This is a genomic window from Fusibacter sp., assembly GCF_057447755.1.
Genome location: NZ_JBVBZF010000101.1, coordinates 1 through 11396, shown reverse-complemented (window position 1 = coordinate 11396; position 11396 = coordinate 1). Strand labels below are relative to the sequence as shown.

The following is an 11396-nucleotide window of genomic DNA, read 5'->3' as shown; positions in this document are numbered from 1 at the left end:
GGTTGTTGCTGTGTCATGATAAAGATGCTTTTAAGCCCTTTACGATTAGATGGAAAAACCTTTACGATTTGCTTCTTTCCAGAGTTTTTTTCAGTATAGATAAAGCTTTCTTCCTTGTTAATGCCATTTTGGGGTGTAAAGTAATAGTAATCCACAACACCGGCAATACTCGTATAATCCACACCAAAAATAAGGTCTTGTTGGTCAGGTAAATTAAATCTGATAACCGTTCCCTCTACCTCGTCCACTTTTAGTCGATCGTTTAGCCTGGGTTCAATCACGTTAAACACCATGGTGTTATTGAGTCTCATCTGCATGAGGGTGATGTTTTTTTTCTGTTCCCCCCAAAGATAGCCCTTAACATTGATACGGTCTCCAGTATGAATGTCCAATTTGAGGTAATCTGACTTTTTGAGGACGTTATTGAGTTGAACCTCAAACACACGGCCCTTATCGTTTAAAATGAATATTTTGTATTTGCTTTCATTAATGATGCCGTAATAATTATCGATCATTGCAATCTTGATGTCATTTTGATTTTCAAAATATTGGACATTTTGCTCAAGCTCTGTCTGACTCCAGTTAGAGGTGTCATAAAGTGCCATGAAATCAAAATAATTCTCGTCAATATCATTAATTTTTCTCTCGAAATAATATTCCTCAAACGATTTCAACTGTAGCTTGAAGGCAATCGACACGAAGAATACCAAGAACAACGTCGTCAAGACAAAAAGCCTAACGACGACACTTGATCGTTTCATTTACTTCACCTCAAATTTGTAACCTATTTTAACAATCGTTTTTATGGCTTCACTGCTGTATGGCAGTTTTTTTCGGAGTTTTTTGATATGGGTATCCACAGTGCGATAGTCACCATAATAATCATATCCCCAGACACGATCAAGAATAGTCTCTCTGGTGAGTACAACATTTTTATGTTCAACCAAAAGCAGCAACAAATCAAACTCCTTAGGGCTTAATTTGATTTCATCTTCTTGGTCGTGAACCTCATAGTTGTCCTTGTTAATTTTTAAAGCGCCAAACTGGATGATGTTTGTCGCTTCAACAGTGGTATTTAATCGCTTTAACAATGCATTTACACGTGCCACAAGAACCTTGGGACTAAATGGCTTTGTGACGTATTCATCGGCACCACAATCAAAACCCTTAATTTTATCCTCATCATCATCTCTTGCTGTAAGCATGATAATCAAAGCATCAGAGAAGGCCCTTATTTGCTTACACGCTTCAAAACCATTGAGTTCCGGCATCATTACATCCATTAAGATGATATCCACCGGCGTTATTTTAATCAGGGAAACGGCTTCCTTTCCATTTACAGCTTCAAGCACCTTAAAGCCTTCAGCTTGAAAATACTTAACCACAATTTCCCTTAATCTTTTTTCATCTTCAACTACCATTATGGTATACATTTGACCACCTACTTCTCAGTATGTTTAATATATTCTCTTTCATATGCGACCATCAAGGTCTGAAGTGACTTTGTTTCCACATGCCTATAAAGCCAGTCATAATCGGCTTGAGCGTAATTTTCACCCAAGGCCTCTATGATTTTTTCTGAAAGGACATCGTAAACATACATTTCAACAATTGGTTTAATAATTTCATTTAAAGTCTCATCAGATTCACCGCCACTGACTTTGGGCTTTATCTCAGCCAAGAGGTCATCATGGTATTCCACCACATCAAAAACCCGCATTTCGCCCTGTAACTTTTTCAATATGATGTCTAACTGGTCCTCTGAGACAGGCTCTTCAATTCGCTTTTCTTCTTCAAGAGGCTCCAAAGTCACCGTTTTAACCGAAGTATTGTTTTGTCTGCAGCCTGATAAGAGCATGGCCATAATCAGACAGAGGATCAATATAATGTTTAGTGGTGTCATACCTGTTTTTTTCATTGTTTCCCCCAGATGACGGCTTATTTGATTTGATTTTTATAAGCTTGCATTTTCATGATACGATTTGTATTGATTTGACTCTTTTCTGCCTCGAGCTCCTCTGCCTTTATGACCGTAGACTCTTTTTTCTGGAGTTCATTTATGAGAACACTAATGGTGTCTGACATTTGAGACATCTTTGCAATTCTATATTTGCGCTTGATCAGTTCAATATCATTGCTGGCAAATCCAAGTATGATGTTTGCTTCTTTAAAACTAATTTTTTCATCTACAATCCCTATCACCTGATCCACAAGTGACTGCTTGGTTTCCTTGACACTGACAAATGCCTTTGCCTCACTTTCCACAAATTCACCGCTGCCCATTAAATAGGCTGCCAACCTTTGACGTCTCTCCGTTTCAGGATCGACTTCTTGCGTCCTTGTGGCGTTTCTAAGCTTATCCAAACGCATTTCATTGCTTTCTTCCACAGGTCTTTCTTCATTTAATGGCTTAAAAAAGCCCTCTAGAAATTCATCCGTTTCCACGTTTAGGGGTTCTCTAATATCGCCCACTTCAACAACTTCCTGCTTAGGCGAAATGACATTGCTCTCTCTTCTTTGAATCGTTTCACCTTCATAATAAACGGATTCACCCTTTAAATAGCCTTTTGTATGCAGAGATTCAAAGGCAAGCTTTGCCCTTACAGTGGAACACCCCATATAATTGCCAAGTACTTCCGACGTTAAATTGGCATCATCCTCCATATTGAGCAGGATCAACAAGCACATTTTTTCATAAATGTCCAAATCATCTTCTTTGAGTACAGTATTCAATATATCCTTAAATTTGATCGTCACGGTTTTACGCCTCCCGTTTCAAATAGAGTTTCTAAAAGGTTAACTTAAAAGCCTTTATACCATTATATCGGGACTTCTAGATATTATCTAGGGAATTATGGCCTTTTATAAAATCATTTAAGACATACTACAATATTTTTATCAACTAAAGAAGCCTCCAAGCAACTTTTTCTGATGCTCTCTGAGGCCTAAAATTCCTCATCACAACTTATTTTATAATATACAAAAAAACTCAGCAATCTACTTGGAATAAGAAGGTTGCTGAGTTTCTATATCTCGACTCTATGATTCAATAATGACTTTATGGAAGACTTTTTTGCCTTTTCGGATCATGATCGCATTGTCTTCGAACATTTCCAAGGTGATGTTCATCGCGAAATCCGCCACGACTTCATCCTTTACGGTAATCCCTTTTTGCGCAACAAGTCTCTTGCCTTCACCTTTTGAAGCAATTAGACCAAGTGTCACAAGTAAATCCAATAGTGGCATACCATTTTCAAACGCACTTGCTTGTAAAGTCGTTGATGGAATATTGGCACTGTCGCCACCGCCTGCAAACAATGCTTTAGCTGCATCAAGTGCTTTTTGTGCTTCTTCTTCACCATGGACGATTTTAGTAAACTCAAATGCCAAGATTTCTTTTGCCTTGTTAATTTCTGCACCTTCAAGTGCGCCTAAACGTCTTACTTCATCCATTGGCAGGAAGGTTAAGAGTCTTAAACAGTTTTCGACATCAGCATCTTCAACATTTCTAAGGTATTGGAACAACTCATATGGCGATGTCTTATCTGGGTCAATCCAAATAGCGCCATTTTCTGTTTTTCCCATTTTCTTGCCTTCACTTGTGAGTAAGAGCTTAAAAGTCAGCCCGTAAACCTGTTCTTGCTCCATACGTCTAACAAGGTCAACCCCTGCGATGATGTTGGACCATTGATCGTTACCGCCAAGTTGCATCTTACATTTATATCTTCTGTTGAGCTCTAAGAAATCGTAAGCCTGCATGATCATGTAGTTGAACTCTAAGAAGCTGAGCCCTTTTTCAAGTCTTTGCTTGAAGCACTCTGCCGTGAGCATTCTGTTTACAGAAAACTTACTCCCGATTTCTCTAATAAATGGAATATAGCTGAGCTCATCAAGCCAATCCGCATTATTCGCCATATAGCCATTGACGTCATCGAGTTTTAGGTACTTTTCCATTTGCGTTCTGAGCTTGTTGCCATTTTCAACAATTGCTTCAGGTGTGAGCATCTTTCTCATATCTGTTTTGCCAGATGGATCACCGATTTTCGCAGTACCACCACCCACTAGGGCAATCGGTTTATGACCCGCTCTTTGCATATGCATCATAACCATAATTTGAATGAAGTGGCCTAAATGCAAGCTGTCAGCAGTTGGGTCAAAGCCAATATAGAAGGTTACACTTTCCTTTGCCAGCAGTTCCTTAACTTCTTCTTCGTGTGTTACCTGTTCAATGTAACCACGCTCAAGTAAAATATCATATACGTTTTTCATCCTATCACCTCTTAATTTATCTTGATAATTTGTTTTGGTAATTTGTTTTGATTAAACAAGCTTAGCTGCGTTTTAAAGGAGGCTAAAACAACATTTGAGCCACCTTCGATGTCTCAAACCAATTTTCGCTAACGCTGTTTGAGATTAAACATTTCTCATCACAGCTTTCTGCTCAAATTTTGTTGTATATAATAAAAAAACACGGGAATTATCATCCTAAAGGACGAGATTACCCGTGTTACCACCTTAATTCATGCTGTTTATTGCCATCATCTAACAAACAACACCTCAAACTGTTAACGCCCAGTACGCGTAGCAATTTCTCACTATGGCTCATGATCCGTAATTCAAGCTTAAATCTCTATGATGCTCACACCAACCGCACCACTCTCTGAAACAAAAATTCAAGTCTACTCTAATCAATCAATGCCTTCTATTAAATTTAAAGTCGATTAAGACTAATATAAACGATAATTTTTAAGTTGTCAACTCATGTCCATTTGAGTCTATGATTCCAGAAACGCCACGTTCAAAGTTCTATCTTTGATTAAGTTGACAAATTCATTGCCTACGCGTACAAGGGGTCTTGTAGGATAGTTGGCATCTATGAAGACGATGACACCTTCCTGTCCATTTGTAAGTCTAACCTTCTTGCCCAAGTAGTATTCTGAGAGCTTTTTGATAAAGACGTAGCAGACCTTGGAATCAAAGAGTTTGCCACTTGACCACGACAGATAGTCCGCCGCTAGAATTGGCGAGATGCCCTTCTTGTAAGGTCTATCTGTAATTAAAGCGTCAAACACATCACATACCATGATGATCTTAGCATAATCATGAATTTGATTTTCTCTTAATCTAAGAGGGTAGCCACTGCCGTCCATTCTCTCATGGTGGTGAAGGGCAGCATATTTAATATTGCTGGAAACGCCTTTTGTCTTTAATAAAATGCTATAGCCAAACTGAGCATGTTTTTTAATGAGTTCATACTCTTCCAAATTAACCTGTGTAGGCTTTTTAATGATGAATTCTGGCACATTGAGTTTACCAATATCAAAGAGCAAACCGGCCTCACCAATCTCAAGCAATTCCTCTTGAGAATAACCCAGCCATTTGCCGATCATCGTCGCAAGAATCGACACTCTTATAGAATGCTCAAAGGTATAATCATCCGAGTTCTTAAGCTGACTCAAACGCTTGAGTACGTCATTGTTCCGTACCATATCCGGCAAGGTTTCTTCAACATTTCGTCTTATTCTTTCGAGGTCTAAAACGCCGTCTTCCCTAATTTGGGTGAAGACCATCTTTGTATCCTCTATGGCCTTTTCATGTCTCACATCAATTGGGAGATCATACTCCCCAGTGATGATATTAACTTCCATATTATTATTAACAATACTTCTCGGTGCAGGTTCATAAACGTGTTGATCAATTTCGTCTAGGTCCTTGATGAGTTTTTCAAGGTCAAATGCCCTACCGTCGGCTTCAGCTTTTTTAGCGATATCTTCAACATCCACAACAATTTCTTCTGCTTCTTCCTCTTCGTGGTCCAAGACGTAAACATCCATTGGACCCATTTGGGTAATCAAAGCAATATGTCTTTTGGTAAGGGTTGTTCCACGGCTTAAAAGTTCTACTACGCCTTCGGCATCTACTATGGGAGCACCTAAAATCATACCTATTTCAAGTTGATTCACATCTAATTTTCTCACTGTACACCACCCTTTGATTATTTCTTTCATTATAGCTAATATAGACCCTATTTTTCAATATAAAATGTTTCAAGCTCTAAAAGCAAATGGTCTGGAACTTCTTCTAGAAGAATTGTGATTTCGTACAATCGGCTTTCAACGACCTTAAAGCTCTTGATTTTACCGATTAAGGAGTATTTAATCTTACTGATGGTCAAATCCAAATTCACAAATTTATTCACAGGGTAAATGCTACGAGTGGTCACTATAATCCTACCACTCAAAAGCTTAGTCACATCTACAATCAATGGCATTTCAAGCTCTACGACTTCTGATTCCTCTAAATAGAAAACCTTGCTAATTTCTTCTATCGACTCTTTGCCCTGTTCAATTATTGAAAGCTTTAGATCTTGTAGCATGACATCACCTACTTCCTATGATTTTTTTGAAGTTTTCTGAATATTCCAACATCATCTATTCCCTTTTATTATACCCTTATTGATTTTAATAAAGCAAGAAAAATAGCCGTAAAAAAGCGCCATTAAAGTGTTTCACTGATTCGTAACACTTTAATGGCACCATATTATACATCTTCTTCATTGAGGATTACCATGTGATAGTGGTCTTCCCAAATCCCATTAATCTTCAGATATTGCTTGGCTAAGCCCTCATTGATAAAACCGCACTTCTCCACAACTCTGATAGACCGTTCGTTTCGGGGCATTACATTCGCCTCAATACGATGAAGTTTCATCTCTGAAAACGCAACTTTTATAACCGCTTTTATGGCCTCTGTCATATACCCCTTGTTAATCTCATCTTCATCCATTTTATAGCCTAAAAAACAGGATTTGAAAACCCCTCTTATGATATTGGTCAGCGCAAGTGTGCCAAGTGGCTTGTCAAGCGTTTGATCTTCTTTCTTAAAGAGCCAAAATCGCACCATGTTCATCTTGAGGAACTCCTCTTCTTCAAGCCTCAAAGTCATTTTATGATTATCAAGTGTATAGAATGCCCTCGGTTTAATATGTTCAAAGGGGGATAAAAATTCATCATTCTTGATATAAAACTGCATAATTTTTTCTGCATGTGATTCATCTAAAACGACGAGCTTCAATCGCTCAGTCTCATATATTCGCTTCATGCCCTTCTCCCATTGACTTAGTCCTATATTGCTGATTACAGTTATTGTCTGATTTTGTAGATTTCATTTGCGAGTCTTGCAAATTGGTTGATATCAAGTGCTTCGCCTCTTAAGTTTTCTTCTAGACCACTTGCAGCCAAAACAATTCTCACCTGATCCTTATTAAGGCCTAAGACACCACTCGAAAGTGCATTTAAAAGTGTTTTACGTCTCTTACCAAAGGCATCTTTTATGGTTTTAAAGAATATCTCTTCATCTGATAAAACAACTGGCGGATTCTCTCTGACCTTGAGTCTAATCACGCTAGAGTCCACATTGGGCATAGGCATAAAAGAACCCTTTGAGACCTTGGTTACGATTGAGGGTTCTGTAAAATATTGGACGGCAACAGATAAGGCCCCGTATTCCTTGGTTGATGGACGTGCCATCATACGATCTGCAACTTCCTTTTGAATCATGACGATCAAATCTGTCACCGGAATTCTTTCCTCGAGAAATTTCATGATAATCGGCGTTGTCACATAATAAGGTAGATTCGCAATCAATTTTGGTCGTCTCTCCTTGAACTCTGCTTCAAAAAGAGCCTTTAAATCCACTTTTAAAACATCATTGTGTATGACCTTAAGGTTGTCAAATTCGCCAACCGTCTCTTCTAAAACAGGAATCAAAGCGCTGTCAATCTCAATTGAAACAACCTTTGCACAGCTCTCACAGAGCACCTGTGTCATGACGCCAATCCCCGGTCCAATTTCAAGGATATAATCCTCTTCTGAGAGTTCTGATCCCTCTAATATGCGATCAAGTACATTTGAATCTATTATAAAATTTTGTCCAAGACTCTTGCTGAATCTAAAACCATATTTCTCCATGATATATTTAATGGTTCTAGGGGATGTTAATCGATCCATAATGACTCCTCTTTCTCTATAATTTCAAGTGCGCTGACAAACGCCTCGCGTGTGACACCATAACGATTTAGTCTATTTAAAAATTGCTTGGCATTGCAATAGCCAATACCCAGTATTTTACCCATGGCAGCTCTTCTGTTTGCCGCAGAATCATTGCCTATCAAATCCGCTAAAACGAGATCTGCTTGAGAAAATAGGTCCTCAGTTTCAAAAGAAAGCGTTCGCACCTTACTCAGTGCTTCCCTAATAGCAGAAGGTGATGCGTTTTCAATACCGACATCACCCTTTTTGGTCGCTTCCTGACGGTCGAGGAAAGCGTGTTTACAGCCCTCAACCCTGGCGTCAATCCGATTTCGAATTTGTTCACCGGCATAATCAGGGTCTGTAAAGATGATAACCCCTTTGGTCTTAGCAACTTTTTCTATGCGTTTAAAGGTTTCTTCGTTGATGCCAAAGCCATGGGTAATGATGATTTCACAATCCACCGCTTTTTTTACTGCGGATTCATCATCCTTTCCCTCTACAACGATTACCTCTTTAATTGATTCTAACATTTAAGTCTTGCTCCATCTTATTATTTAAAAGTGTTTTACGCTTTAAATCCTTTACTTACTTTTTAGAGTAGCCTTCCAGCATTTCTTCAGGAATTTTTTCATCTAAAACATAAACTCTTACATTACGCACACCATATCGTAGTGCTTTTGCGCGATCACTTATAAAAAGATCAATTCGGTTGCCCTTTATGGCGCTCCCTGTATCCTCAGCTGATGAAAATCCATAATCCGGCGTACCGTCAAGTGATTCCACATACAGCTTTGATCCCAGTGGGATGACCTTTGGATCTACAGCAACAGCACCAGGTCTTGCCTGAGTTCCTGACCGAGTTATCCCATAGGCTGGATCTCCTGGATTCTTGCCGCAGCTCTCGTAAGACAAATCATAAGCTGTTGCTCTCAAGATTAAAACTTCTTTGTATCTAAAAGGCATGCCTCTGCTCGTAACAAAGAGTTTATCCAGACCCTCTTCTACAATTTCAGTTTCAGGTGCTAAAACCACTTGATCTGAAATCAGCTGACGCGAAACTTCAACACCATTTTCATAAACAATTTTGAACTGACACTCTAAAATACCATCTTTACCCTCGGCGATGATTTCACGTTCCCCAGGCGATCTTGACTCCGTCATTTTATAAACCGTGTTAAATGGTATTTTCTCTGAAAGGGTTTCTTCCTTGACATCGACTCTGACAATCTCAATAAGTCGATCTCTTGCCACGGTGTCATTTAATCTAGGATACACTTGATCATCATTACCAAGTGTAATTCCCGCTGATTCTAGAACGGCACTGATCTTACTTTCAGTACTGTAAATCGTCGTCTGGGTCTCTCCTTCAACTAAGGTAATCGGTTTGGCGCGGTGGATTACTATTTTTCCGTCTTTACCGATGGCTTCATCTAGATTTGGCTCAACTCGATCTTCTGCTCGTAAGTTTACATCTGCAAGTTTCAAGATTTTAGGTATCTCTTTTTCAAAGGTGCTCATGATAATGGTTTTGTCTTCATCTACGATGATGACATTATGCTTAAAGATTGTTTTAATACCGAAAATAATGACTAAGCCAAATATGATGAGTAGAAGAAACGATTTTATTCCTCTATGACTCATATTCATACTCCCATCTTTATCCTTCTATTTTATTTTAAAATACGTTTTCGCATTATTAAGCGTAATTTCTGCAAGCTCTTCAAACGCAATGCCCTTGATATCCGCCATCTTTTGGCATACATATCGGACGTACATGGATTCGTTTCGCTTGCCTCTAAAAGGTTCCGGTGTTAAATAGGGTGAATCGGTTTCAATCATCAAGCGGTCTAGTGGCACAGCTTCCACAACTTCAACCGTCTTTCGTGCGTTTTTATAGGTTAAAGGACCTGCAATTGAAATGTAAGCCCCTAATGATATATATTGTCTGGCAAGTTCTTTACTACCCGAATAACAGTGCATTAAAACACCCGTTTCAAAAGCATGCTCTTCTTTTAGCAGCCTCAAAACATCATCGTTTGCATCTCTATCGTGTATGATTACAGGCATATTAAGTGACTTAGCCAGTCTAAGCTGTTCAACAAACCACTTTTTCTGCAGTGGTCTTGGTGACAAATCTCGATAGTAATCCAAACCAATTTCACCTATGGCCTTGACCTTTTCCTTTTTGGCCATTCCCTTTAAGAGGGCCAGCATATGGTCATCCATGGTGTCTACATCATGAGGATGTACACCGACTGCTGCGTAAATAAAATCGTATTTTTCAGCAAGTGCCACTGCATTCACACTGGATTGAAAGTCCGCACCTGGATTCATAATATAGGAAATATCGTTAAGCTGGGCGCGTCTTATGACGAGCTCACGATCGTGATCAAACTGCTTCGCATCTAAATGTGCGTGAGAATCAAATAACATCTATTGGCCTCCCAAAAGGATACTTTTTAAGGTCCTTATTAATATTACCATTAATACCTGTTCTATCAAAACATGGTCTATTATATCATACAAAAGTTATAAAAACGATATTTAGCCTTTCATTTTAGGGGTATATACCTATAAACACGTCTAAGGAGGAGAGGATACCATGGTCAAAGAAAACCGCAAACGCATTATTGATTGGATGACTCATATATTAACCATTCAAATTGTACTTAGTACTTTTAGTAGCCTTATAAGCCTTCTTTTTATAGATGTGACAAATCGAACCTCACTTATAATGCCAATTTTAGGGGTTCAGTCCATTTCATTAATCATCATTTTAAGCATAAAAAGAGGGTTCAAAACAGAGTCAAAACAGTTGTCTGCCATTTATGCTTTCATGGTTTTATACGTCGTCATCCAAACCATTGTTTTCATAGATTACAAGGGCTTCTTCATTATTCTCTTAAGTTTAACATGGTATATTTCCTATTTAACCCTCTACCAAGATTACAAAAAAATGGTCCTCTTCATATTAGTGACCATGTATTTGTTTTTTGTGTTCGCCTATAAAAACTACCAAACCCTCTTTGAGTTCACCAATGTCCATCTCATTGCCCTACTCAATTACTTCATCGTCAGTGCCTATGTTGGTTATGATTTAAAACGCTATAACGATGAGCTCAGCGAAGGTGCGAGTCTCGAGCGAAAAGCGCTCCTCCTACAAATTGAAGCCACTGCCTTTCAACTTGAAACCATGACACTTGAAAATCAACGCCTTGAAAACTTGGACGATGCCTTGGTTGAAAAAGTCCAGGCTTTTGAAGCGCAAAATAAGGAGCTTATCAGTGAAAGAAATCGGTTCCAGTTGATACTGGATGCCAGCAACGAAGTTCTATGGGATTTGGATTTAATCACAGGCAAGCG

13 protein-coding genes and 1 other annotated feature are annotated in these 11396 nt (G+C 38.7%); of the genes, 1 reads left to right on the top strand and 12 read right to left on the bottom strand.

Going from position 1 to position 11396, the window contains the following annotated elements; translation table 11 throughout:
* From AC220I_RS12245 to AC220I_RS12190, 12 genes are all read right to left on the bottom strand, one after another.
* Positions 1–761 (bottom strand): hypothetical protein (locus tag AC220I_RS12245; protein ID WP_486724124.1); only part of this gene is annotated, 761 nt, incomplete at its 3' end.
* Positions 762–1433, bottom strand: coding sequence for a response regulator transcription factor (locus tag AC220I_RS12240; protein ID WP_486724123.1), 672 nt, complete (start codon positions 1431–1433; stop codon positions 762–764).
* An 8-nt stretch (positions 1434–1441) separates the two neighbouring features.
* Entirely contained in the window at positions 1442–1918 is a 477-nt protein-coding gene (locus AC220I_RS12235) for a hypothetical protein (protein WP_486724122.1), read from the bottom strand.
* A gap of 20 nt (positions 1919–1938) precedes the next feature.
* The gene (locus AC220I_RS12230; RefSeq protein WP_486724121.1) at positions 1939–2757 is read right to left on the bottom strand and encodes a hypothetical protein; all 819 of its coding nucleotides are present in this window, start codon (positions 2755–2757) and stop codon (positions 1939–1941) included.
* Positions 2758–3039: 282 nt separating this feature from the next.
* Positions 3040–4269, bottom strand: a complete 1230-nt coding sequence (tyrS, locus tag AC220I_RS12225; RefSeq protein WP_486724120.1) for a tyrosine--tRNA ligase — start codon at positions 4267–4269, stop codon at positions 3040–3042.
* Positions 4270–4485: 216 nt separating this feature from the next.
* Positions 4486–4705, bottom strand: a binding site (T-box leader).
* A gap of 70 nt (positions 4706–4775) precedes the next feature.
* On the bottom strand, positions 4776–5978 hold the full coding sequence (locus AC220I_RS12220) for an HD-GYP domain-containing protein (RefSeq protein WP_486724119.1): 1203 nt from the start codon (positions 5976–5978) through the stop codon (positions 4776–4778).
* A 47-nt stretch (positions 5979–6025) separates the two neighbouring features.
* Positions 6026–6376: a hypothetical protein gene (locus tag AC220I_RS12215; RefSeq protein ID WP_486724118.1), complete on the bottom strand. Its 351-nt coding sequence runs from the start codon at positions 6374–6376 to the stop codon at positions 6026–6028.
* 164 nt (positions 6377–6540) lie between these two features.
* Entirely contained in the window at positions 6541–7101 is a 561-nt protein-coding gene (locus tag AC220I_RS12210) for a GNAT family N-acetyltransferase (RefSeq protein WP_486724117.1), read from the bottom strand.
* Between the two features lie 41 nt (positions 7102–7142).
* Positions 7143–8009, bottom strand: a complete 867-nt coding sequence (gene rsmA / locus AC220I_RS12205) for a 16S rRNA (adenine(1518)-N(6)/adenine(1519)-N(6))-dimethyltransferase RsmA (RefSeq protein WP_486724116.1) — start codon at positions 8007–8009, stop codon at positions 7143–7145.
* The gene (gene rnmV / locus AC220I_RS12200; protein ID WP_486724115.1) at positions 7997–8563 is read right to left on the bottom strand and encodes a ribonuclease M5; all 567 of its coding nucleotides are present in this window, start codon (positions 8561–8563) and stop codon (positions 7997–7999) included. The genes rsmA and rnmV overlap by 13 nt, the downstream gene beginning before the upstream one ends.
* Before the next feature lie 55 nt (positions 8564–8618).
* Entirely contained in the window at positions 8619–9674 is a 1056-nt protein-coding gene (locus tag AC220I_RS12195) for a resuscitation-promoting factor (RefSeq protein WP_486724114.1), read from the bottom strand.
* A gap of 24 nt (positions 9675–9698) precedes the next feature.
* Positions 9699–10466, bottom strand: coding sequence for a TatD family hydrolase (locus tag AC220I_RS12190; RefSeq protein WP_486724113.1), 768 nt, complete (start codon positions 10464–10466; stop codon positions 9699–9701).
* A 169-nt stretch (positions 10467–10635) separates the two neighbouring features.
* Between AC220I_RS12190 and AC220I_RS12185 the strand changes: the two genes are divergently transcribed.
* Positions 10636–11396: hypothetical protein (locus AC220I_RS12185; protein WP_486724112.1), on the top strand; the 761-nt coding region annotated here is incomplete at its 3' end.

Bases quoted from the DNA above. Each gene is read 5' to 3' on its own strand.
- AC220I_RS12240 (WP_486724123.1), bottom strand. From the start codon at position 1,433: ATGTATACCATAATGGTAGTTGAAGATGAAAAAAGATTAAGGGAAATT.
- rsmA (WP_486724116.1), bottom strand. From the start codon at position 8,009: ATGGATCGATTAACATCCCCTAGAACCATTAAATATATCATGGAGAAA.
- AC220I_RS12210 (WP_486724117.1), bottom strand. From the start codon at position 7,101: ATGAAGCGAATATATGAGACTGAGCGATTGAAGCTCGTCGTTTTAGAT.
- AC220I_RS12235 (WP_486724122.1), bottom strand. From the start codon at position 1,918: ATGAAAAAAACAGGTATGACACCACTAAACATTATATTGATCCTCTGT.
- rnmV (WP_486724115.1), bottom strand. From the start codon at position 8,563: ATGTTAGAATCAATTAAAGAGGTAATCGTTGTAGAGGGAAAGGATGAT.
- tyrS (WP_486724120.1), bottom strand. From the start codon at position 4,269: ATGAAAAACGTATATGATATTTTACTTGAGCGTGGTTACATTGAACAG.
- AC220I_RS12215 (WP_486724118.1), bottom strand. From the start codon at position 6,376: ATGCTACAAGATCTAAAGCTTTCAATAATTGAACAGGGCAAAGAGTCG.
- AC220I_RS12195 (WP_486724114.1), bottom strand. From the start codon at position 9,674: ATGAGTCATAGAGGAATAAAATCGTTTCTTCTACTCATCATATTTGGC.
- AC220I_RS12190 (WP_486724113.1), bottom strand. From the start codon at position 10,466: ATGTTATTTGATTCTCACGCACATTTAGATGCGAAGCAGTTTGATCAC.